Here is a 21,832-nt window from a genome sequence, read left to right on the forward strand (position 1 = left end):
TATAAAACAAATAATATTCATATATTAAATTTTATGATAGTATAGGGAACAGAAAAATGCAAGAATACAGAGGTGAACTTATGAAAAAGCTTCTCGTTTATCTGAAGGATTATAAAAAGGAGAGCATTTTGGGACCGTTTTTTAAACTCCTGGAAGCATCCTTTGAGCTGCTGGTCCCGCTTGTCATGGCGGCGGTGATTGACACTGGCATCGCCAACCGGGATTCCGGATATGTAATCCGTATGTGCCTCATCATGGTTGGGCTGGGAATCGTTGGGCTTGCCAGCTCGGTCACTGCCCAGTATTTCGCGGCGAAGGCGGCGGTGGGATTTGCCACAGGGGTGCGCCGTGCGCTGTTTTCTCATATTCAAGGGCTGTCTTATACGGAAATGGATACGCTCGGGACATCGACGATGATCACCAGGATGACGAGTGATGTCAATCAGGCCCAGTCGGGTGTCAATATGACGCTGCGCCTGTTCCTTCGCTCTCCGTTCATTGTATTTGGGGCCATGTTCATGGCGTTTACTATCAATGGGAAAGCGGCCATGGTCTTTGTGGTCACGATTCCTCTTCTGTCGGCGGTGGTGTTCGGCATCATGCTGGCCACGATCCCGCTGTACCGCAAGGTACAGGCGGGACTTGACAAGGTGCTGGGGACCACCCGGGAGAACTTGACCGGGGTGCGTGTGCTGAGGGCATTTAATAAGGAAGAGGAAGAACGGGCACGTTTTTCTGAGCGGAACGAATCGCTGACCAAGATGCAGATTTTTGCGGGGCGGATATCGGCTCTCATGAATCCTGTCACATATGTGATTATCAACGGCGCGGTGGTGGTACTTATCTGGACAGGTGCTATACAGGTGGACAACGGGATCATCACACAGGGAGAAGTCGTGGCACTTGTGAATTATATGTCTCAGATACTGGTGGAGCTCATCAAGCTTGCAAACCTGATCATCACTATCACGAAGGCTCTGGCCTGCGCCAACCGGATCTCCGCCGTTCTGGATACGGGATCCAGCATGGAAAGCCCCAGGCTGGAGGAATGGGTCCGCGCCGGTAAAAAGGAAGAAGCCGGTTCTGAGCGGGGCACGGTGGAATTCGATCATGCCTCTCTTATGTATAAGAATGCTGGCGCGGAATCATTGACTGATATCCATTTCCGCGCAGAGCGGGGGCAGACCATTGGCATCATCGGAGGGACTGGTTCTGGGAAATCCTCCCTGGTAAATCTGATTCCGCGGTTCTACGATGTAAGCAGCGGCGAAGTGCTGGTGGACGGCGTAGATGTGAGGGAATATCCGCTTGAAGTGTTGAGGAGCAAGATAGGGGTAGTGCCCCAGAAGGCAGTATTATTCCGCGGGAGCATACGGGACAATCTGAGGTGGGGTAAAAAGGACGCGACGGACAGCGAGATGTGGGAAGCGTTGGAGCTTTCCCAGGCAAAGGAATTTGTGGAGAAGAAAGAGGATGGGCTGGATGTCCACATCGCCCAGGGAGGGAAAAATCTTTCAGGCGGCCAACGGCAGCGCCTGACGATTGCCAGGGCGCTGGTGAAAAAGCCGGAGATTCTGATTCTCGATGACAGCGCTTCTGCCTTGGACTTTGCCACAGACGCGAAGCTGCGGGGGGCCATCCGGGCCATGAAGGAAAGGCTCACCGTGTTCATCGTATCTCAGAGGGCTTCTTCCATCCAGTATGCTGACCAGATTGTGGTATTGGACGACGGGGAAGTGGCCGGCATCGGCAGCCATAGCAGTCTTTTGGAAAGCTGCCCGGTATATCAGGAAATTTATTATTCTCAGTTTCCGAAGGAGGACAGACAGAATGGATGATAAATGGAAAAAGAAAGCCGTCAAAAAGGATACCTTCCGGAAGATATTGAAATACATTCGGAAATACTGGTTTTTTGTTGGTCTGTCTCTGATCTTCGCGGCGGCGACGGTGGCTTTGACTTTATATATTCCGATTTTGACCGGCCGTGCCATCGACAGTATCCTGGGTCCGGGAGAGGTAGACTTTAACGGAGTGCGGAATGTGTTGCAGACGATCGTTGTGGTAATCATTTTGACCTCATTGGCCCAGTGGGTGATGAACGTATGCAACAACAGGATTACTTATCATGTGATCCGGGATATCCGGAGAGACGCCTTTGGCAAAATAGAGATTCTTCCATTAAGATATATCGACAGCCATTCCTACGGAGAGATCGTGAGTCGTGTGATCGCTGATGTGGACCAGTTTGCGGACGGACTTCTCATGGGGTTTACCCAGCTGTTTACGGGAGTCATGACCATATTCGGTACACTCGGCTTTATGCTGCTGGTAAATGTGAAGATTACACTGGTCGTGGTGCTGATTACGCCGGTCTCCCTGTTTGCGGCCAGCTTTATCGCCAAAAGGACATATTCTATGTTTAAGCTCCAGTCAGAGACTAGAGGAGAGCAGACGGCGCTCATTGAAGAGGCGATTGGAAATCAGAAAGTCGTGCAGGCTTTTGGACATGAGGAAGAGAGCCAGAAGCAGTTTGACGAGATCAACGGCCGCCTGGAAAAATGCTCCCTTCGGGCAACCTTCTTTTCTTCTCTGGTGAACCCGTGTACCCGATTTGTGAATAGTCTCGTGTACACCGGAGTCGGCATAACAGGGGCGCTGTCTGCCATAGCCGGGGGAATCAGCGTCGGACAGCTGGCCTGTTTTCTGACCTACGCCAATCAATATACGAAGCCCTTCAACGAGATTTCCGGGGTGGTGACGGAGCTTCAGAATGCCATTGCCTGTGCGGCAAGGATTTTTGAGCTTATTGAGGAAGAGCCCCAGGTTCCCGACAGAGCGGATGCCATAGAGCTTACGCATGCAGCCGGAAATGTTTCATTGGATCATGTGCGCTTTTCCTATAGTCCGGGGCAGAAGCTGATCGAGAATTTTAATTTGAATGTGAAGCCCGGACAGAGAGTGGCCATCGTGGGACCGACCGGATGCGGAAAGACTACAGTGATCAACCTGCTGATGCGTTTTTATGATGTGGACAGCGGAGAGATCCGGGTGGACGGGACGGAGATTCAGGACATGACCAGAAAGAGTCTTCGGAGCAGCTATGGTATGGTACTTCAGGATACCTGGCTGAGAAACGGCACCATTAGGGAGAATATTGCAATGGGGCGGCCGGACGCTGCAGAAGAAGAAATCATAGAGGCGGCCAAGGCGTCTCATGCCCACAGTTTCATAAAGCGCCTGCCTCAGGGCTATGATACCGTTATCGCCGAGGACGGTGATAACCTCTCTCAAGGCCAGAAACAGCTTCTGTGCATTACCAGAGTCATGCTCTGCCTGCCCCCGATGCTGATCCTGGATGAGGCCACCTCTTCTATAGATACCAGGACAGAGATTCGGATACAGAAGGCCTTTGCCAAGATGATGGAGGGCAGGACCAGCTTTATCGTGGCCCACAGGCTTTCCACGATCCGAGAGGCGGATATCATACTGGTGATGAAGGACGGGAATATAGTAGAGCAGGGAAACCACGCCGGTCTGCTGGAGAAAAACGGGTTTTATGCGAAGCTGTATAACAGCCAGTTTTCGGTATGATACCCTGCTGAAGAAACAGGAGGAATTCCTATTTTATTCAGGCGGGCCGCCGGCTGCCGTAATCAGTATCTTTACGGCTTCCGGGCGGTCCTGCAAAGCTGACATGGATAAACCGGTATTTTTCCATGTCAGATTCCAGCAAAAAGATGTGCTTGATCCTGTAGTAAGTTCGTTTTTTGGTGTTATTTTTTATGAAGGCAGCTGATTATCTTTCTTGTCAAACAATCCCCATACCGCTATTACAAGTCCGATGACTGCAATTGCAATAAAGCAGTAAAATGCGGGCATAAGTCTATATTGCGATATGTTCCAAAATGAGGAGAATTGACCATTTACCGTCCACTCGTTACTCATGCTTCCTGCCAATACTATTGACAAAGAAAGCACGCCTGCAAGAAACATCATTGATCCCAAAACTACTTTTTTCATAAGCTTCCTCCATAAATTGTAATTTGAATATCAGTAAATCATGACCTCTCAACAGAGGTTACAGTGTTTTAATAAAATCTTCCACAAGCCTTGAAAATAAAGGATTTATCGCAATGTGTTCGCTTAATCTCTTTATACGGTTACACACAAGTTTACTCTTTCTCTCATTGCTCATAAGGGCAAATGCAAGGGCAAGAAAATCTCATAACAAGATATAACAGAGTGTGGCATTCGGAGAACTGTGATGTATGTGTGAATATATTATAGCGGAGGATTTTTCAATGGACAAGTATATTTACAATGATAAAAATGGTCTGTGGTATAAATTGTAGGGAGATTATTATATCCTTTGTCTTATTGAACAGCTATCTTGCGGCTGTTGACAAACAGGCGAAAGATATGTTTCTTCGGTTAGTAAAGCAAATGGCGAAGCGTGAGGGCGTGACCGAGTGGCTAAAGGCAGATAATCAAATGGAATGGGTAAAAAAGATGGGCAATATCCATGCAAGAGCAAGGGAAATTGTTAATGCAGAATTGATATTTTCATAAGGATAGTTGGGGAACTGTATTAAAAACGTCGTTCCCCTTTCCTTGATCAAAACACAAAGTCTTGACTTTGCCATAAAAACCAGTATAATATACATATACCCCCAAGAGTATAGGAGTGTTGCGATGAAACAATGTATGGATGCTGATAATCTGCATCGCAGATTGAAAAAAATAATCGGACAAGTACAGGCAATCGACAGAATGATCGATGAAGATGTCCCCTGTGAAGATGTCCTTTCACAGTTAAATGCCGCTAAATCTGCATTGCATAAGTGCGGACAGGTGGTGCTTGAAGGACACATTAAGCACTGCGTCAAGGACGGGATAGAACACGGGGACGCAGACAAAACGATTGAGGAATTTACTAAAGCGGTAGAGCGTTTTGCTAATATGGGTTAACGAAATTATTGCGAAAAGCAGTTGAAACAGACTGCTTTTTTCTTTTGCATTCTTGACAAACCTATACCCCTTATGGTATTCTGTACCCATACCCCATAGGGTATAGAACGGAGGGCCTCAATGAAAGCATTTATGGAGAAATTGGAGTATTTGCTTGAAATCGGAGGAACGAAGAAAGATATTACATTTCTTGTTATCTCAGGTATTGCTCTTATTTGCAGTCTGACAGGCATACTTGATTTTCTGCCTTTTGATGTCGCTTGGGTGTCAATCGTTTTATGCGGTGTGCCTATTATTTTGGAAGCGGTCATTGGTCTTATTACAGCCTTTGATATCAAAGCGGATGTGCTGGTATCCCTTGCGCTGATTGCTTCTGTCTGCATAAGCGAGGATTTTGCGGCGGGTGAGGTTGCTTTTATCATGCAGATCGGCTCTCTGCTTGAAGATTTAACCGTAGCAAAAGCAAGAGCAGGCATTGAAAAATTGGTAAAGCTGACGCCGCAGACAGCACGCATCATGCGTGGCGGAGTAGAATCTGTTATTCCCGCAAGTGAAGTAAAAATCGGAGATATTCTCCGTGTTTTGCCGGGTGAAGGAATTGCCGTTGATGGTATTATTACTTCAGGACAAACTTCTATTGACCAAGCGGTTATGACGGGGGAGCCTATTCCTATCGATAAAACGGTTGGAGATGAGGTATCAAGCGGAACAGTAAACCGCTTTGGAGCTTTTGAAATGAAAGCCACAAAGGTTGGCGAGGACAGTTCTATTCAGCGAATGATCAGTCTTGTTCAATCGGCAGATGCGGGAAAAGCAAAGATTGTCGGCATGGCAGACCGATGGGCAACTTGGATTGTAGTGATTGCTCTGGCCGCCGCATCACTTACTTGGGCAATAACGGGAGAAATTATCCGTGCGGTCACAATTCTTGTTGTGTTTTGCCCCTGTGCTTTGGTGCTTGCGACGCCTACTGCGATCATGGCAGCGATTGGCAATGCCACAAAGCACAGTTTCCTTGTGCGTGAAGGAGACGCTTTGGAAAGATTATCAAAGGTTTCGAGAGTGACCTTTGACAAGACAGGAACATTGACCTACGGAAAGCCAAAGGTAATAGCTGTAAAATCCCTTTCGGAAAGCTATGCGGAACAGGATATTTATGCTCTTGCCGTCGCTGCGGAGCAGTTCTCGGAACATCCGCTTGGTAAAGCAATTGTTAGTTGCTACAAGCAGAATACGAATACATCTATCCCAAAAACGACTGATTTTGAAATGCAGCTTGGACAGGGCGTATGCGCTGTTGTAGATGGAAAGCGTATTTTTGCGGGCAAGCTGGATATGATGAATGGGGATAAAGCTGCTTGTCAGACAAATCCCGAAATTCAAGGTTTTTTGAATAATGGCAGCACAATAACCTACATATCCGCAGATGACGAGATGATTGGATATCTTGTGTTGTCTGATACTATTCGAAAAGAAAGTACTGAAATGATTGATGCTTTGCGGAACTGTGGTGTTCAGCCTGTGCTTTTGACGGGTGATAACGAAAACTCTGCAAATAGTATTGCAAAGCAGTTAGGTATTGGTGAAGTATATGCAAGCTGTTTGCCTGAAGATAAGTTGAAGCTGATTGAAGAATATCAGGAGAAAAGGCAGGCTGTTTGTATGATTGGGGACGGTATTAACGATGCACCCGCACTGAAAAAGGCAACGGTTGGTATTGCAATGGGCGGGATTGGAAGTGATATTGCAGTAGATGCAGCTGATATTGTATTGGTAAATGATGAAGTTAAAGAGCTCCCTCATTTAATATCCCTGTCTAAACGAATGATGATCACGATAAAACTTAACTTGGGTTTTTCAATGGGACTGAATTTCCTTGCCATCGTTCTTGCTATAACAGGTATTCTGAATCCTGTTGTGGGTGCACTTGTCCACAATGCAGGCTCTGTGCTTGTAATTATAAATTCAGCATTACTATTAAAATGGAGGAAAAGAAAATGATCATTTCGACTATCGGTATGTTGATCGGCGCTTTGGTTGCTGGAGTAGGTATTTACTATCTCGTCAAAGAAAAACAGGATAAGGAATCCGTGAAAATTTACGGAATCATCAGTGTTGTCGGCGGCGTTATCTTTATTGGAATGCTTGTCAAGTTGATTTTAGAACTACTATAATTGTGCAGGACTTATAAGAGATGGACATATTGGCTTTGTAGTGGATTATTTGCCCTATCTGCGGCAATAAAACTCGCACAATGATACGGGACAAAATTAAGAAACTTTCCCCTATATTGTCCGAAATGCAAAAAGGAAACACTCATCAACGATCAAGATATGAAATTCATGCTTTCAGAACATAAATAGGATTCTTTATGTATGCCGCCGCATGGTTAAAACCATAGCGGCGGTGTTTCCTTTATCATCAGTTTTTGCATGGTGCGGAACACTTCCATATTTATCTCAACAATCCTATCAAAGACGGTCGGCTTAAAAGTTTCCGTTACAGCCGCTACAATTGTTCTTTCTGGGTTTACATAGATTACATTCCCTCTGTCCCGGCATAATAATCTCTTCTTTCAAATAATAGAAAGTTCGAAACATTTTCCTATCTGAATTTTTATCTATAACAGGTCTTGCAGCCATATTGTTCCCCTTCTTAAATTTTGATTTTCAGCTTACAAGCTGGAGCGTATCGTTTTCTGTTAATATAACAGTCAACTGTCACGCATTGTCTGTACTGCGGCAATAAATACAATCGTTCCGACGATACTTGTAACTGCACCCATGACTCGAATAACGGTAAAGCTATGACTTTTTCCAATAAAGATACTGAAAAGTCCTGCTGCAGATACAAGAACAGCCGCGATCTTCATAGTGACCTCCACAAATTTCACAAAGCCAGCTTTGTCTTTTCCGATTTGGTCTGTCTGTATTCTCTGCTTTTGGATACATTTTTACAGCAAAGCAAGCTGTTTTTTCCTTCTGACATTGTTCTGATTTTGCAGTCCATAACCGCCTCCTACAACATTGGATTGATAAGGGTATTATACCGTCATTTAATACCGCTTACAAGTTAAACAGTTACGCCTATTTAAGAGGGAGGTTTTGCTTGACGAGTGCGCTGTTTTATAATAAAATAATGTCGTTGAGCGTATATATATTCATAGCATGGATGAATGTTTCTACCAACTGCCGTTTCAGTTGACTATAGGTTCTCACTAAGGAGAAGCTGTAGCATTGGGACGGTAGTTTTTGATTTTTATACCTTTGAAAATCTTTCAAACAAGTTTTCTATACCTGATTTAAATTGGCAAGAGGAAATCCGATTCCATCCAGGCGGCTCACCGCGGCCCGCTGCCGTAAAGCGCGCGGGCCCTGTGGATATCCAATCCTTTTTTGGAATCAGGAAAATGGCGAATATTCTTAACGGTGCGGCAGGCAGGGCACCGGCAGAACGATCCCGGGCCGGCCTAAAGGAGAGCGCCGCAGGGCAGCGGCCGGTGTTCCCCTGGCGGAGGGAGGCAGAAACGGAAATACCGATTCCGTTTCTGAGAGAACAGGAGGCAGGAAATCATAAAGATTTCCTGTCGACATGTGAGCGGTACTGCCGGAACGGGGATAAAGCGGCCCCTGCATCGCCAGCGAACCGAAATCGTGACGGTCCGGAACTTCTGCTAGTGCTTAACCGGAGATTAATCGGGATTAGCTAAAAATGATTTCTAAAGGTATACCATAGAGTATGTACAAGAGTTTTTAAGAAAGGGGTTTTAACGATGAAGTATGATGCAGTGATTATTGGCGCGGGGCCGGCCGGGATTTTTACGGCCTTGGAGATGCTCAGGAAGGGCAGCAGAAAGAAGATTCTGATGGTGGAGCAGGGACGGCCGGTGGAAAAACGGAAATGTCCTAAGGGAGAGGCCGGCCGGTGTATCGGCTGTGACCCCTGCAGCATCACGACAGGGTTTTCCGGAGCCGGAGCTTTTTCTGATGGGAAGCTTTCTTTAAGCTGTGAGGTAGGCGGAGATCTGCCGGAGCTCATTGGGGAAGAATTCGCCCAGGAGATTATAGATTATGCGGACAGCATTTATCTGGAGTTCGGAGCGGACAAAAAGGTCGAGGGAATCGGCCAGGGAGAAAAGATCAAAGGGATCCGGAAAAGGGCAATACAGGCAGGGCTTAAACTGGTCGACTGTCCGATACGGCATTTGGGCACGGAAAAAGCCCAGGCTCTTTATCGGTCCATAGAAGAATATCTGCTGGAGCACGGCGTGGAAATATGGTTTGGTTACCGGTGTGAGGACATCCGGATAGAAGACAATGTCTGCCGCAGCGTCCTGCTTAAAAAGAACGGTGCACAGGATGAGGGAGAATATGTGGATGCGGATAGTATCGTTCTGGCGACCGGCCGGCGGGGAGCCGACTGGCTGGAGGGAATCTGTTCCAAATATGGAATTGCCCATAAACCGGGCACCGTGGATATCGGAGTTCGGGTGGAGGTGCGGAATGAGATCATGGAGGATGTCAACAATGTGCTGTATGAATCCAAGCTGATCGGATATCCGAAGCCTTTTAAGAATAAGGTCCGTACCTTCTGCCAGAATCCCGGCGGTTTTGTCAGCCAGGAAAATTATGAAGGCAATTTGGCTGTGGTGAACGGACATTCCTTCAAGGAACTCAAATCGGGCAACACCAATCTGGCAATCCTGTGTTCCCATAATTTTGCGGAACCGTTCAGCCAGCCCATCGCCTATGCCAGAAAAATGGGAGAGCTCACCAATATGCTGGGAGACGGCCATATTCTGGTACAGCGTTATGGGGATATCCTGGATGGAAAGCGGACCTGGCAGAAAGAATTGTCCCGTTCCAACGTGAAACCGACACTTCCGGACGCGGTGGCGGGAGATATCACATCCGCTATGCCATACCGGGCCATGACGAACATCATCAACTTTATTCAGGCTGTAGACATGGTGGTGCCGGGTTTCGCCAGCACCGAGACTCTGCTCTATTCTCCGGAGATTAAATTTTACAGTAACCGGGTGAAGATGGATAAAGAACTTACCACCAGCGTACAGAATCTGTTCTGCCTGGGTGACTCCAGCGGATGGACCAGAGGGCTTATGATGGCCTCGGCCATGGGGATCCTTTTAGGGCGCCGGCTGGCGTGACCGGTGCCGTGGGCTTTAGTCGGATTGAATTATATAGTTGACATACAAATACAGAACCGGTATAATACAAAACAGATGTTGCAAAACAGATGTTATGTATTGGGAGGGGAAGTGACGTTATGCCGCCGAAACAGAAATACACCAAAGAAGAGATGATCGCCGCCGCAGTGGAGATCATTAGGAAAAACGGCAGAGAAGGTCTGACGGCCAGAGGCCTGGGAGAGGAACTGGGCAGTTCTTCCAGACCGGTTTTCACTGTATTTCGGAATATGGAAGAAGTATATCAGGAGACGGTGAATGCGGTAAAGGGTATTTATAATGGATACATTCAGGAAGGATTGTCGAAAGAACCGGCTTTTGAAGGAGTGGGGATACAGTACATACGCTTTGCCAGGGAGGAACCAAATCTATTTAAACTGCTGTTCATGACAGGGGGAGAAATATCTCCGCGATTGCCGGATGTCCTTTCCGTGATCGATGAGAACAGCAGCCGGATTTTGGAAGCTGTAAGGAAAGAATACGGCATGGACGAGGAAAATTCCCGGAGACTTTATCAGTGCCTGTGGATATTCACCCATGGAATTGCCACTTTGTGCGCGAATGGAGTATGCCGCTTCACAGAACCCGAGATAGGAGGAATGCTGACGGATGTATGCGGGGGAATGTTAATAAAGCTGGGAGGCGTCAGGAGGAGAAAAGATGATTGAGATCAGTGAAGTCAAAAAGTCCTATGGAAACGGTGAGAGCTCCTCTATGGCGCTTCGCGGCATATCCCTGAAGATCGAGAATGGGACTTTTACAGTCATCCTGGGTCCTTCTGGCTCCGGGAAGTCTACGCTGCTGAATGTGGCCTCCGGCCTGGAACGTCCTGACAGCGGCAGTATCCGTTATGACGAAATGGACATCAGCAATTTGGGTGATAAGCAGCTTACACAATTCCGGAAAGAAAACGTAGGTTTTATTTTCCAGCAGTATTATCTGCTGCCGAATCTGAATGTGGACCGGAATGTGAAGATGGGCGCCGATCTGGCTGGAAATAAAGAATACAGACAGATTATTGAAGCCGTTGGACTGGGAGGGAAGGAAGAAAAATATCCGGATGAACTGAGCGGAGGAGAACAGCAGCGGGTATCCGTAGCAAGGGCTCTGGCAAAAAATCCAAAAGTGCTGTATCTGGATGAACCGACGGGAGCGCTGGATGAAGAAACAGGAAGGCTTGTTCTGGATTATATTGACAGGCTTCAGCGGCAGCTGGGATTTACGGTTGTCATGGTCACACATAATGTCAATATAGCGGAAATGGCGGATACGGTCATCCGAATGAACAGCGGAAAGATCGTGGAAAGATATGCAGGTCAGGCGCGCAAGACCGCCTATGAGATAGGATGGTGACCATATGATCGTAAGGACTAAGGACGCGCTGAGGCTTGCCGGCATCTCCGTCATCGCCTTCTGTGCAGTATTTGTGTGTACTCTGTTTTTGAATTTCAATCTTGATATGGTGGGGGTGAAGTCTCTCGTTTTTTCCGGTGAAGCGATGGCGTTTTATGATGCCCAGGTGCTGATGGGGAATGTGATCAGCTCCGTCAGCGGAGGATGTCTTTTGATGACCTCCGTCGTCATGCTGCTCTTTTATATCAAGCACTACATAGACGCCCATAAAAAAGAATTGGGTATCTTAAAAGCGCTGGGATATTCCAACTGGAAAATAGCGAAAGGCTTTTGGGTCTTTGGACTGAGTATCCTCACCGGTACGGCTTCAGGATTTGCCGGTTCTTATTTGCTGATGCCGGTCTTTTATGACGCGATGAACGGAGGCGGGATCCTGCCGGACATCACACCGCACTTTCATATTTTGCTGGCAGTGTGCCTGGCCATTTTGCCCTCGTTATTTTTTGGAGCGCTGGCCGTCCTATATGGCTGCTATAAGATGAAATGCCCTCCGCTGGATCTGATACGGGAAAGGACGGAGGCATCCAAAAGGCGGAGAAGAAAAAGGAGACGGGCTCCGAAAGAGAGTCATTTCCTGGGGGAGCTCAGACGGAGTACCGTGAGGAGCCGGCCGGCCCTTGTTTTCTTTATCGCGTTTTCCTCCTTCTGCTATGCGTCGATGATGCAGATGTCCGTAAGCATCACAAAGGATGAGCTGGCCGGCCCCATGTTCACAGCGATTGTTTTTATCATTGGCGTTCTCCTTTCCTTTGTCACCCTGCTCCTGGCTGTCACAACAGTCGTGAACGCCAACGCCAAGAGTATTTCCCTCATGAAGGTGTTTGGCTACTCCTATCAGGAATGCAGAGGGGCGGTCCTGAATGGATACAGGACGGCGGCATATCTTGGTTTTGCGGTTGGGACTGCGTACCAGTATATGCTGATCAAGATTATGGTCGGGTTTTTTGCTTCGACGAAAAAAGCTGTGCCGGAGACAAGTTTCAATTTTGCCGGTTTTGCGGCGGTACTCGTTTCCTTTGTCCTGGTATATGAAGCTGTCATAGGTTTCTATGCCATGAAGATAAGAAGGATTTCTGTGAAAGGTATCATGCTGGAATAAATAAAAAAAGGGGCGGTTCCGAATGCGGAACGCCCCTTCTTTGCTTGTTTTATAAGGTTTCGTACAGAGCTGCCAGGGTGGTGACGATCTGTTTTTCGCTTAAGCGGCTGCTGTCCAGGCAGATGTCATACTGGCTGAGATCCAGCCAATTCTGTCCGGTGTAATGCTCATAGTATTCTCTTCTTTGTTTGTCCGTTTTTTTCACCAGGGACGCGGCCTTGGACCTGTCAATATCGGCCCGTTCCATGATGGCATCCACGCGGTATGCGTACGGCGCACTGATACATACGCGGAGTACATGAGGCACATCGGAAAGGATATGGTTGGCACAGCGTCCGACGATCAGGCAGTCCTCTTTTTCGGAAAGCGCCCGAATGATATCCTCCTGGGTGTGGAACAACACGTCATTCATGGGGTAAAACCGGTACTGCCCCTCCATTAACGTAGGATCATCCACAGGATAACGCCATGGATTGGGCCTCTGTTCATCCACCTTCACCAGTTCTTCGTAGGGAATGTTTTTCTGCTCCTGGGCCAGCTTGAGAAGCTCCTTGTCGTAGAAATGGATGCCCAATGCTTCCGCCAGCTGGATGCCGATGACTCTTCCGTTGCTCCCATAGGTACGGTTGACGGTAACTACGCGTTTGGCCATTGGAAATCCTCCTTTCTGTCTGCAGATTCCTATCTTTCAGGCAGGCATCAGAAATCCGGTTCTATAAGACCGTAGGTGTTGCCCTTCCTTTTATATACCACGTTGACTTCCTCTGTATCTGCGTTCCGAAAAACAAAAAAGCTGTGTCCCAGAAGCTCCATCTGTACGCAGGCCTCCTCCGGGTCCATGGGTTTTACAGCGAACCGTTTGGTACGTTCGATTTTTATGGTTTCGGCTTCTTCGGCCTCTTCTTCCATATACGCTTCTGAGAAAGACGCAGCATTCTGCTTCTGGTCGATCAATTTCGTTTTATAGCGTTTTAACTGCCGCTCAATGATTTCTTCCACAAGATCAATGGACACATACATGTCGCTGCTGACCTGTTCAGAACGGATAATAGAGCCTTTTACGGGAATGGTGACTTCGATTTTCTGGCGGTCCTTTTCAACGCTGAGTGTGACATGGACTTCGGTGGCAGGAGTAAAATACCGCTCCAGCTTACCAATCTTTTCATGGACGGCCGATTTTAGACCCTCTGTAATGTCGATATTTCTTCCTGTAATGATGTACTGCATAACATCAACTCCTTTTCTGCGTATTCTTGGAGGTCTTGTAAAAAGACTTCCTAAATCCACGGAAAACCTCAGATGGATTATATTGAAATTATATCATAAAGCAAAAAATATACAAGGCAAAAGATGAAAAGAAGGTGAATTGTTTGACAACAAAATGTGAAAAAATGTAGGAACGTGGTGACGGAAAAAGTCAAGGGAAAAAGAAGAGAAAAGGTCGAAAAAATGAAAAATTGGTTAAGTTCACAAAACAAGTGTTTTTTTTCGACGAAGGGAGTAGTCCACACAAAACAGGGGTGAAATTGTGGATAGTGTGGATAAGTCCGTGGACAACTATAAAACCTTGTAAAATCAACAAATAAGATTGTGCATAACTTTTGTGGATAATGTGGATAACTTCTCACGTTACGTGTCGAAAGCCGCAAATCGATTTGTCGAATTGTGCAACATGTATAAAAAGCAAAATTTGTGTCTAAAACGCTCCCGGAGGGTAAAAGAAGAGAGGAGGGGGGAAGAGTTCCGGAAAAACAGTTGAACTGAGAAGAGGTTGGTGATACAATAAGAAAGATTTATGGTAGATTATCATTGGATAGCTGTGTACTTTTGACGGGACCTGGTCCCAGATTAGTAAAGAAGCAGGAGCGTACAGATATGGGTTTAGTACAAAAATTATTTGGAACACACAGTGAGCGCGAGATAAAGCTCATTAAGCCGACTGCGGACAAGGTGGTAGCCCTCCGCCCGGAGATGATGAAGCTTTCCGATGAGGAACTCCGCGGAAAGACCAGGGAATTCAAAGGAAGGCTGGAAAAAGGGGAGACCCTGGACGATATCATGCCGGAGGCTTATGCGGTGGTCCGTGAGGCGGCCAGAAGAGTTCTCAACATGGAACACTATCCGGTGCAGATCCTGGGCGGCATCATCCTCCATCAGGGACGTATCGCCGAGATGAAGACCGGTGAAGGAAAGACCCTGGTGGCTACTCTTCCGGCTTATTTGAATGCTCTGGAGGGAAAAGGCGTCCATATCGTGACGGTCAATGATTATCTGGCCCACCGTGATGCGGAATGGATGGGGCAGGTCCATGAATTTCTCGGGCTGACCGTCGGAGTCGTGCTGAACAGCATGAACAGTGATGAGCGGCGCGCTGCTTATAATTGTGACATCACCTATGTGACCAACAACGAATTGGGATTTGACTACCTTAGAGACAATATGGTCATTTATAAGGAACAGTTGGTGCTCCGGGAGCTCCATTACGCCATTGTCGACGAGGTAGATTCGGTGCTCATTGACGAGGCCAGAACCCCTCTGATCATTTCCGGGCAGAGCGGGAAGTCCACGAAGCTTTATGAGATCTGCGACAGCCTTGCAAAGAGGCTCCAGCGCGGAGAAGAAAGCGGAGAGATGACCAAGATGGCTGCCATCATGAAGGAGGAGATCACCGAGACCGGAGATTTCATCGTCAATGAAAAGGAAAAGGTCGTGAACCTGACGGCACAGGGAGTGGAAAAGGTTGAGCAGTTCTTTCATATTGAAAACCTGGCCGATCCGGAGAATCTCGAGATCCAGCATAATATTATCCTGGCTCTCCGCGCAAACTATCTGATGTTCCGCGACCAGGACTATGTGGTCAAGGACGACCAGGTGCTCATTGTAGATGAGTTCACAGGGCGTATCATGCCGGGCCGGCGCTATTCCGACGGTCTGCATCAGGCGATTGAGGCGAAAGAGCATGTGAAGGTAAAACGAGAGAGCAAGACTCTTGCTACGATCACATTCCAGAACTTCTTCAATAAATTTGACAAGAAAGCCGGCATGACCGGAACGGCTCTCACAGAGGAAAAGGAATTCCGTGATATTTATGGGATGGACGTCATAGAGATCCCCACCAACAAACCGGTCATCCGTGATGACAGGCAGGACGGCGTATATAAGACGAAGAGAGAAAAACTGACTGCCGTTGTGGAAGCGGTCATGGAAGCGCACCGGAAGGGGCAGCCCGTTCTGGTCGGCACTATTAATATTGATTCCTCTGAGGAAATCAGCAATCTGCTCCGGAAAAAGGGGATTCCCCATAAGGTGCTGAACGCCAAGTTCCATGAGATGGAAGCGGAGATTGTCGCAGAAGCCGGTGTGCATGGCGCGGTGACCATCGCAACCAATATGGCCGGCCGTGGTACCGATATCAAGCTGGATGATGAGGCGCGGGCTGCAGGCGGGCTGAAGATCATCGGCACGGAGCGGCATGAGTCCAGGCGTATTGACAATCAGCTGCGCGGGCGTTCCGGCCGTCAGGGAGACCCCGGCGAGTCCAGGTTCTATATCAGCCTGGAGGACGATCTGATGCGTCTTTTCGGCTCTGAGCGTCTGATGTCCGTGTTCAATACATTGGGAGTGGAGGACGGAGAGGAGATTGAGCACAAGATGCTCTCCAGCGCCATTGAAAAAGCCCAGAAAAAGATCGAGGGGAATAACTTTGGCATCCGTAAGAGACTGCTGGATTATGATGAGGTCATGAACGAACAGCGCGAGGTGATCTATAATGAGCGCCGCCGTGTGCTGGACGGGGAAAGTATGCGGGATGTCATTTATAAGATGATCACTGATACGGTGGAGAACGCGGTGGACGGCACCATCTCCGACGATCAGGCGCCTGAGGACTGGGATATCGTGGGTCTGAATGACCTGATCTCTCCAATTATCCCGATCAAGCCCATCGCGATACAGGAAGAGGAATATAAGAACTATAATAAGAGCCAGCTCAAGCACATGCTGAAGGAAGAAGCCGTAAAGCTTTATGAGGAAAAGGAAGCACAATTTCCTGAAGCGGAGCAGGTCCGTGAGCTGGAGCGGGTGATTCTCCTAAAAGTGATAGACCGGAAGTGGATGGACCACATCGATGATATGGACCAGCTGCGCCAGGGCATCGGTCTCCAGGCTTACGGCCAGAGAGATCCTCTGGTGGAATACAAAATGGCCGGTTACGAGATGTTTGACGCCATGACGGCCAATATCCAGGAGGATACGGTCAAGCTCCTGTTCCATGTCCGAGTGGAGCAGAAGGTAGAGCGTGAACAGGTCGCCAAGGTGACCGGGACCAACAAGGATGATTCGGCTGTCAATACACCCAAGAAGAGGGAAAATAAGAAAATTTATCCCAACGATCCCTGCCCCTGCGGTTCTGGAAAGAAATATAAGCAGTGCTGCGGCAGGCTGGAAAAATAAAAAGAAAGAAGGTGAAGCTATTGGTAGAACTTGATCAATTTAAAGTCGATCTCGCGGCTCTGGCAAAACCTTTAGTGGAAGTGAGGGATTCACTTTAACCTGGCTGGGAAAAGTGAACGGATCGCAGAGCTGGAGAAGTATTTGGAGGAGCCGGATTTCTGGAATGATACGGCGCGCTCCACGAAGATCATGCAGGAGCTTAAAAATCTGAAGGATACTGTGGAAGAATTCCACGAGCTGGAAGAAAAGAGAGAAGAAATACAGATTCTCATCGATATGGGATATGAAGAAAACGACGCTTCCGTGATTCCGGAGATTGAAGAGAGTCTGACTGCGCTTACGGATAAATTGGAGGAGCTTCGTCTGTCCACACTTTTATCCGGGGAGTATGACCGCGACAGCGCCATCCTGACGCTCCACGCGGGAGCCGGCGGCACCGAATCCTGTGACTGGGCCGGAATGCTGTACCGGATGTATACCCGGTGGGCGGAACGAAAGGGCTTTTCGACAGAGGTCCTTGACTATCTGGACGGTGAAGAAGCGGGAATTAAATCCGTGACCGTGCAGATAAACGGACTGAATGCCTTTGGATATCTGAAATCGGAGCGGGGAGTCCACCGTCTGGTCCGCATTTCGCCCTTCAACGCGGCGGGAAAAAGACAGACCTCCTTTGTATCCTGTGATGTGATGCCGGATATAGAAGAGGATATCGATATCGATATCAATCCCGACGATCTGCGAGTGGATACGTACCGTTCCAGCGGGGCTGGCGGCCAGCATATCAACAAGACATCCTCGGCCATCCGGATTACCCATATTCCCACTGGAATCGTGGTACAGTGCCAGAATGAGCGTTCTCAGCATATGAATAAGGACAAAGCCATGCAGATGCTGAAAGCGAAGCTGCTGCTTTTGAAGCAGCAGGAAAATGCGGAAAAGATCTCTGATATCCGCGGGGATGTAAAGGAGATCGGCTGGGGGAACCAGATCCGCTCTTATGTCATGCAGCCCTACACCATGGTGAAGGACCACAGGACCAATGAGGAGAGCGGAAATGTGGCCAGTGTTCTGGACGGGAACCTGGACAACTTTATCAGCGCATATTTGAAGTATATTCAGCTGGGTAAGGAATAAAAGAAATGAAAGAGGGGTATCTGCTCTGTGCGGATATCCCTTAAAATTGCAGGAAACTGACATTCGCAAAAAAAGTAGTTGCATCTTTGGAATAAATGTGCTAAGATTCTTCGTGGTGAAAACACTTGTATCTGATGGGCGGACGCCTGGAGGAAACGGAGGATGTATGGCAGAAGATAATCAATATTATGTAGTCAGGAACAAAGCGGTACCGGAGGTGCTTCTTAAAGTGGTGGAAGCAAAACGGCTTTTGGACTCGGAAAAAGTGATCACGGTGCAGGAAGCTACCGAGCGGGTCGGCATCAGCAGAAGCTCCTTTTATAAATATAAAGACGATATCTTTCCGTTCCATGACAATTCCAGGGGAAAGACCATTACCTTCGTGCTGCAGATGGATGATGTGCCGGGGCTTCTGTCCGCGGTATTAAAGACCATAGCGGACTACAATGGGAACATTCTGACCATTCATCAGACGATTCCTATCAACAGCGTGGCTTCCCTGACATTGAGCGTGGACGTATTGCCCACTACCGGCGACACTTCAGCCATGCTGGCTGAGATCGAGAAGCTGGACGGGATACATTATTTGAAAATATTAGGCAGAGAGTGAGAGGAAAACCAATGAAGATTGCAATTATGGGATACGGCACCATCGGCTCCGGAGTGGCGTCAGTTGTGGAAGAAAACAGGGAGAGTATTTCCAGAAAGGTCGGAGAACCTTTAGAAGTAAAATACGTTCTGGATTTGAGAGAATTTCCGGGAGACCCCATACAGAAAAAAATCGTGCATGACGTGGATGTCATCATGAATGACCCTGAGGTAGCTATAGTGGTCGAGACCATGGGCGGCGTGGAACCTGCCCGGACATTTGTAAAAAAAGCACTGTCGGCGGGAAAATCCGTGACGACTTCCAATAAAGAGCTGGTAGCCAAGTGTGGGACGGAGCTTCTGGATCTGGCAAAAGAGAACCAGGTCAGTTTCTTGTTTGAGGCAAGCGTCGGCGGAGGAATTCCAATCATCCGGCCGCTGAACCAGTGCCTGACGGCGGACGAGATCATGGAAATCACGGGAATTCTGAACGGAACGACCAATTATATGCTGACGAAGATGGACAAAGAAGGGATGACCTTTGACGCGGTCCTCAAGGAAGCCCAGGAAAAAGGATATGCGGAGAAAAATCCTTCCGCCGATATCGACGGTTTTGACGCATGCAGGAAAATTGCGATCTTGTCTTCTCTGGCATACGGGAGCCAGGTGGACTATGAGGATATCTATACGGAAGGGATCACAAAGATAACCGATACGGATTTTAAATACGCCAATAAAATGGGGACTTCGATCAAATTATTCGGCACCAGCCGGCGGGTAGGAGAACAGTTCTACGCGATGGTGGCTCCTGTTATGATCGACTCCAGCCATCCTCTGTACGCAGTGAACGACGTGTTCAACGGCATCATGGTCGAGGGCAATATGGTGGATAAGCTGATGTTCTACGGCCGCGGCGCAGGGAGCCTTCCCACCGCCAGCGCGGTAGTGGCAGATGTGATCGAGGAAGCGAAAAATCTTCATTCGACGCTGCTGACCAGCTGGAGCACGAAGAAGCTTCCGCTGGCTGATATGGGAACCTATTCCAGGAAATTTTTTGTAAGGATGGCCGGAAAACGGTCGGAAAAAGCCGCCCAGGCGGAAGCAGCTTTCGGCAGAGTGACATATATTGAATTAGAGGGACTGGATGAATTCGCGTTTGTGACTCCGGAGATGAAGGAATCCGACTATACGGAAAAGGCGGCGAAGCTGGACGGTGTGCTGCAGATGATCCGTATGGATATGTAGGAAATGGGATTCGGAAGGCAGCAGTTCTATAGCATGGATAGCAGGAGGATAATATGTTAATTGTTAAAAAATTCGGCGGCAGCTCGGTGGCCGACAAGGAAAGGATCTTCAATGTGGCGAGGCGCTGCGCTGAGGATTATAAGAAGGGGGACGATGTGGTCGTGGTTTTGTCCGCCATGGGCAAGACGACAGACGGTCTGATCGCTCAGGCCCACGATATCAATCCCAACCCGCCCAAAAGAGAAATGGACATGCTCCTAGCAACTGGTGAACAGATGTCGGTGGCATATATGGCCATGGCGCTTTCGTCTATGGATATTCCCGCGGTTTCTCTTAACGCGTTCCAGGTGGCAATGCATACCAGCTCTGCTTATATGAACGCCAGGCTGAAACGGATCGACACAGAACGTATCCGGAACGAACTGGATGCCAGGAAGATCGTGATCGTGACGGGCTTCCAGGGGGTCAACCGGCACGACGATTTTACGACTCTGGGAAGGGGCGGCTCCGACACGACAGCGGTGGCGCTGGCTGCGGCGCTTCACGCAGATGCCTGTGAAATCTATACGGATGTGGAGGGCGTTTATACCGCGGACCCCAGGATTGTGCCCAACGCAAGGAAGATGAGCGAGGTGACCTATGATGAGATGCTGGAATTCGCGTCCCTGGGCGCCAAGGTACTTCATAATCGTTCAGTGGAGATGGCAAAAAGGTACGGTGTTCAGCTGGTGGTGCGCTCCAGCTTGAGCTATGCGGAAGGAACTGTTGTTAAGGAGGAGACAAAAATGGAGAAAATGATCGTAAGCGGTGTCGCTTCAGATTTGAATACGGCAAGAATTTCAGTAATCGGTGTGAATGATGAGCCTGGTATCGCCTTTAAGCTGTTTAACTACCTGGCTGCGAAGAATATCAACATTGATATCATCCTCCAGTCCGTGGCGAGGGACGGAAGAAGGGATATTGCGTTTACGGTCCCGAAGACAGAGCTTCATGAGGCGCTTGCCATTATCGATGAGCATAAAGATACGTTTACCGCCCGTTCTTTCCAGTATGATGAAAATGTAGCGAAGGTATCCATCATCGGAGCGGGCATGACCTCCAATCCCGGGGTGGCGGCCAAAATGTTTGAAGCGCTTTACAACGCGGATATCAACATCCAGATGATCTCCACTTCCGAGATCCGTATCACGGTGCTGATTGACGAGAACGATGTTGCGCGCGCCATGAGAGCGATCCATGACAAGTTCGATCTGGGCGATGACTGAAAAAAAAGGCGGAGCGGGCAGCGGAGGAAAGACAGAACGGACTTTGTACCTATTGGGACTGGCGGCTATCCTTGTGGTAGCCGCCGCCTCTTTTATCATTCGGTATTTTCATATTCCTCTGGGGGGTCCGCTCATGGCCTGTCCCATATATTCCCTGACCGGATTTTTCTGTCCGGGGTGCGGGGGGACGAGGGCTTTCCGCCTCTTGTTCCAGGGGAAAATAACAGCGAGTATCATCTGCCATCCTCTGGTGATCTACGGGATGGCTGTTTTTGGTATTTTCATGGTAAGCCATACTCTCAGGATTTTCACCAAAGGGAAAATAGGGGGGATGACTTATCGGCACATTTATATTAAAATAGCAGTAGTGCTTTTGATCTTAAATGTGATTGTCAAGAATCTGGCCTGGATCTGCTGGCACGTGAATCTCATAGAATGGGCATCCGCCCTGTAGGCCGGATA

21 protein-coding genes, 1 pseudogene and 1 riboswitch are annotated in these 21,832 nt (G+C 48.3%); of the genes and pseudogenes, 18 read left to right on the top strand and 4 right to left on the bottom strand.

Annotated elements, in window-relative coordinates; all coding sequences use genetic code 11:
* The first annotated feature begins 80 nt into the window (after positions 1 to 80).
* Together LQE92_RS13870 and LQE92_RS13875 are read left to right on the top strand one after the other, a co-directional pair.
* On the top strand, positions 81 to 1,838 hold the full coding sequence (locus tag LQE92_RS13870) for an ABC transporter ATP-binding protein (protein WP_231063538.1): 1,758 nt from the start codon (positions 81 to 83) through the stop codon (positions 1,836 to 1,838).
* Positions 1,831 to 3,591: an ABC transporter ATP-binding protein gene (locus LQE92_RS13875; protein WP_231063539.1), complete on the top strand. Its 1,761-nt coding sequence runs from the start codon at positions 1,831 to 1,833 to the stop codon at positions 3,589 to 3,591. The genes LQE92_RS13870 and LQE92_RS13875 overlap by 8 nt, the downstream gene beginning before the upstream one ends.
* A 189-nt stretch (positions 3,592 to 3,780) precedes the next feature.
* Here the strand turns inward: LQE92_RS13875 and LQE92_RS13880 are convergent, their stop codons facing one another.
* Entirely contained in the window at positions 3,781 to 4,020 is a 240-nt protein-coding gene (locus tag LQE92_RS13880) for a hypothetical protein (protein ID WP_231063540.1), read from the bottom strand.
* A gap of 300 nt (positions 4,021 to 4,320) precedes the next feature.
* Here LQE92_RS13880 and LQE92_RS13885 point away from each other — a divergent pair, with 300 nt between their 5' ends.
* From LQE92_RS13885 to LQE92_RS13905, 5 genes and pseudogenes are all read left to right on the top strand, one after another.
* Positions 4,321 to 4,569 carry a TnpV protein gene (locus LQE92_RS13885; protein ID WP_331001311.1) on the top strand — a complete coding sequence of 83 codons (249 nt, stop codon included), beginning with the start codon at positions 4,321 to 4,323 and terminating at the stop codon, positions 4,567 to 4,569.
* Between the two features lie 123 nt (positions 4,570 to 4,692).
* Complete coding sequence (locus LQE92_RS13890) at positions 4,693 to 4,968, top strand: metal-sensing transcriptional repressor (protein ID WP_231063541.1); 276 nt, start codon at positions 4,693 to 4,695, stop codon at positions 4,966 to 4,968.
* A gap of 120 nt (positions 4,969 to 5,088) precedes the next feature.
* Entirely contained in the window at positions 5,089 to 6,969 is a 1,881-nt protein-coding gene (locus LQE92_RS13895; protein WP_231063542.1) for a heavy metal translocating P-type ATPase, read from the top strand.
* A complete protein-coding gene (locus LQE92_RS13900) occupies positions 6,966 to 7,142 on the top strand; it encodes a hypothetical protein (RefSeq protein WP_231063543.1) in 177 nt (58 codons plus the stop codon). The genes LQE92_RS13895 and LQE92_RS13900 overlap by 4 nt, the downstream gene beginning before the upstream one ends.
* A 44-nt stretch (positions 7,143 to 7,186) precedes the next feature.
* Positions 7,187 to 7,331: pseudogene (locus LQE92_RS13905) on the top strand (cysteine-rich KTR domain-containing protein).
* Positions 7,332 to 7,681: 350 nt separating this feature from the next.
* Here LQE92_RS13905 and LQE92_RS13910 read toward each other — a convergent pair.
* Positions 7,682 to 7,840 (bottom strand): hypothetical protein, encoded by a 159-nt coding sequence (locus tag LQE92_RS13910; protein WP_231063544.1) that lies wholly within the window; start codon positions 7,838 to 7,840, stop codon positions 7,682 to 7,684.
* A gap of 258 nt (positions 7,841 to 8,098) precedes the next feature.
* Positions 8,099 to 8,195: riboswitch (purine riboswitch) on the top strand.
* Positions 8,196 to 8,377: 182 nt separating this feature from the next.
* Between LQE92_RS13910 and LQE92_RS13915 the strand changes: the two genes are divergently transcribed.
* The 5 genes from LQE92_RS13915 (at position 8,378) to LQE92_RS13935 (ending at position 12,686) form a co-directional block, all read left to right on the top strand.
* Positions 8,378 to 8,677 (top strand): hypothetical protein, encoded by a 300-nt coding sequence (locus LQE92_RS13915; protein ID WP_231063545.1) that lies wholly within the window; start codon positions 8,378 to 8,380, stop codon positions 8,675 to 8,677.
* A 63-nt stretch (positions 8,678 to 8,740) separates the two neighbouring features.
* On the top strand, positions 8,741 to 10,135 hold the full coding sequence (locus tag LQE92_RS13920; RefSeq protein ID WP_231063546.1) for an NAD(P)/FAD-dependent oxidoreductase: 1,395 nt from the start codon (positions 8,741 to 8,743) through the stop codon (positions 10,133 to 10,135).
* A gap of 119 nt (positions 10,136 to 10,254) precedes the next feature.
* Positions 10,255 to 10,842 (top strand): TetR/AcrR family transcriptional regulator, encoded by a 588-nt coding sequence (locus LQE92_RS13925; RefSeq protein ID WP_231063547.1) that lies wholly within the window; start codon positions 10,255 to 10,257, stop codon positions 10,840 to 10,842.
* A complete protein-coding gene (locus LQE92_RS13930; RefSeq protein WP_231063548.1) occupies positions 10,835 to 11,527 on the top strand; it encodes an ABC transporter ATP-binding protein in 693 nt (230 codons plus the stop codon). The genes LQE92_RS13925 and LQE92_RS13930 overlap by 8 nt, the downstream gene beginning before the upstream one ends.
* A 4-nt stretch (positions 11,528 to 11,531) precedes the next feature.
* Positions 11,532 to 12,686 (top strand): FtsX-like permease family protein, encoded by a 1,155-nt coding sequence (locus LQE92_RS13935; RefSeq protein WP_231063549.1) that lies wholly within the window; start codon positions 11,532 to 11,534, stop codon positions 12,684 to 12,686.
* Between the two features lie 49 nt (positions 12,687 to 12,735).
* Here the strand turns inward: LQE92_RS13935 and LQE92_RS13940 are convergent, their stop codons facing one another.
* Positions 12,736 to 13,338, bottom strand: coding sequence for a cytidylate kinase-like family protein (locus LQE92_RS13940; RefSeq protein ID WP_231063550.1), 603 nt, complete (start codon positions 13,336 to 13,338; stop codon positions 12,736 to 12,738).
* A gap of 47 nt (positions 13,339 to 13,385) precedes the next feature.
* Complete coding sequence (gene hpf / locus LQE92_RS13945) at positions 13,386 to 13,913, bottom strand: ribosome hibernation-promoting factor, HPF/YfiA family (protein WP_231063551.1); 528 nt, start codon at positions 13,911 to 13,913, stop codon at positions 13,386 to 13,388.
* A gap of 648 nt (positions 13,914 to 14,561) precedes the next feature.
* Between hpf and secA the strand changes: the two genes are divergently transcribed.
* The 6 genes from secA (at position 14,562) to LQE92_RS13975 (ending at position 21,824) form a co-directional block, all read left to right on the top strand.
* On the top strand, positions 14,562 to 17,138 hold the full coding sequence (secA, locus tag LQE92_RS13950; protein ID WP_231063552.1) for a preprotein translocase subunit SecA: 2,577 nt from the start codon (positions 14,562 to 14,564) through the stop codon (positions 17,136 to 17,138).
* A gap of 20 nt (positions 17,139 to 17,158) precedes the next feature.
* Positions 17,159 to 18,272 (top strand): peptide chain release factor 2 gene (gene prfB, locus LQE92_RS13955; RefSeq protein WP_231063553.1). Its coding sequence is split into 2 segments (ribosomal slippage): positions 17,159 to 17,233 and positions 17,235 to 18,272, totalling 1,113 coding nucleotides; the frame shifts between segments, so codons are not numbered across the junction.
* Between the two features lie 166 nt (positions 18,273 to 18,438).
* Positions 18,439 to 18,882, top strand: a complete 444-nt coding sequence (locus LQE92_RS13960) for an ACT domain-containing protein (protein ID WP_147595956.1) — start codon at positions 18,439 to 18,441, stop codon at positions 18,880 to 18,882.
* An 11-nt stretch (positions 18,883 to 18,893) separates the two neighbouring features.
* Positions 18,894 to 20,105: a homoserine dehydrogenase gene (locus tag LQE92_RS13965; RefSeq protein WP_231063554.1), complete on the top strand. Its 1,212-nt coding sequence runs from the start codon at positions 18,894 to 18,896 to the stop codon at positions 20,103 to 20,105.
* Between the two features lie 53 nt (positions 20,106 to 20,158).
* On the top strand, positions 20,159 to 21,370 hold the full coding sequence (locus LQE92_RS13970) for an aspartate kinase (RefSeq protein WP_231063555.1): 1,212 nt from the start codon (positions 20,159 to 20,161) through the stop codon (positions 21,368 to 21,370).
* Entirely contained in the window at positions 21,342 to 21,824 is a 483-nt protein-coding gene (locus LQE92_RS13975) for a DUF2752 domain-containing protein (protein ID WP_231063556.1), read from the top strand. Before LQE92_RS13970 ends, LQE92_RS13975 begins: the two co-directional genes overlap by 29 nt.
* Positions 21,825 to 21,832 lie beyond the last annotated feature (8 nt).

The organism is Lientehia hominis (assembly GCF_021044755.1).
GTDB lineage: Bacteria > Bacillota > Clostridia > Lachnospirales > Lachnospiraceae > Lientehia > Lientehia hominis.

Bases quoted from the DNA above. Each gene is read 5' to 3' on its own strand.
- LQE92_RS13870 (WP_231063538.1), top strand. From the start codon at position 81: ATGAAAAAGCTTCTCGTTTATCTGAAGGATTATAAAAAGGAGAGCATT.
- LQE92_RS13875 (WP_231063539.1), top strand. From the start codon at position 1,831: ATGGATGATAAATGGAAAAAGAAAGCCGTCAAAAAGGATACCTTCCGG.
- LQE92_RS13880 (WP_231063540.1), bottom strand. From the start codon at position 4,020: ATGAAAAAAGTAGTTTTGGGATCAATGATGTTTCTTGCAGGCGTGCTT.
- LQE92_RS13885 (WP_331001311.1), top strand. From the start codon at position 4,321: ATGATAAAAATGGTCTGTGGTATAAATTGTAGGGAGATTATTATATCC.
- LQE92_RS13890 (WP_231063541.1), top strand. From the start codon at position 4,693: ATGAAACAATGTATGGATGCTGATAATCTGCATCGCAGATTGAAAAAA.
- LQE92_RS13895 (WP_231063542.1), top strand. From the start codon at position 5,089: ATGAAAGCATTTATGGAGAAATTGGAGTATTTGCTTGAAATCGGAGGA.
- LQE92_RS13900 (WP_231063543.1), top strand. From the start codon at position 6,966: ATGATCATTTCGACTATCGGTATGTTGATCGGCGCTTTGGTTGCTGGA.
- LQE92_RS13910 (WP_231063544.1), bottom strand. From the start codon at position 7,840: ATGAAGATCGCGGCTGTTCTTGTATCTGCAGCAGGACTTTTCAGTATC.
- LQE92_RS13915 (WP_231063545.1), top strand. From the start codon at position 8,378: ATGGCGAATATTCTTAACGGTGCGGCAGGCAGGGCACCGGCAGAACGA.
- LQE92_RS13920 (WP_231063546.1), top strand. From the start codon at position 8,741: ATGAAGTATGATGCAGTGATTATTGGCGCGGGGCCGGCCGGGATTTTT.
- LQE92_RS13925 (WP_231063547.1), top strand. From the start codon at position 10,255: ATGCCGCCGAAACAGAAATACACCAAAGAAGAGATGATCGCCGCCGCA.
- LQE92_RS13930 (WP_231063548.1), top strand. From the start codon at position 10,835: ATGATTGAGATCAGTGAAGTCAAAAAGTCCTATGGAAACGGTGAGAGC.
- LQE92_RS13935 (WP_231063549.1), top strand. From the start codon at position 11,532: ATGATCGTAAGGACTAAGGACGCGCTGAGGCTTGCCGGCATCTCCGTC.
- LQE92_RS13940 (WP_231063550.1), bottom strand. From the start codon at position 13,338: ATGGCCAAACGCGTAGTTACCGTCAACCGTACCTATGGGAGCAACGGA.
- hpf (WP_231063551.1), bottom strand. From the start codon at position 13,913: ATGCAGTACATCATTACAGGAAGAAATATCGACATTACAGAGGGTCTA.
- secA (WP_231063552.1), top strand. From the start codon at position 14,562: ATGGGTTTAGTACAAAAATTATTTGGAACACACAGTGAGCGCGAGATA.
- LQE92_RS13960 (WP_147595956.1), top strand. From the start codon at position 18,439: ATGGCAGAAGATAATCAATATTATGTAGTCAGGAACAAAGCGGTACCG.
- LQE92_RS13965 (WP_231063554.1), top strand. From the start codon at position 18,894: ATGAAGATTGCAATTATGGGATACGGCACCATCGGCTCCGGAGTGGCG.
- LQE92_RS13970 (WP_231063555.1), top strand. From the start codon at position 20,159: ATGTTAATTGTTAAAAAATTCGGCGGCAGCTCGGTGGCCGACAAGGAA.
- LQE92_RS13975 (WP_231063556.1), top strand. From the start codon at position 21,342: ATGACAAGTTCGATCTGGGCGATGACTGAAAAAAAAGGCGGAGCGGGC.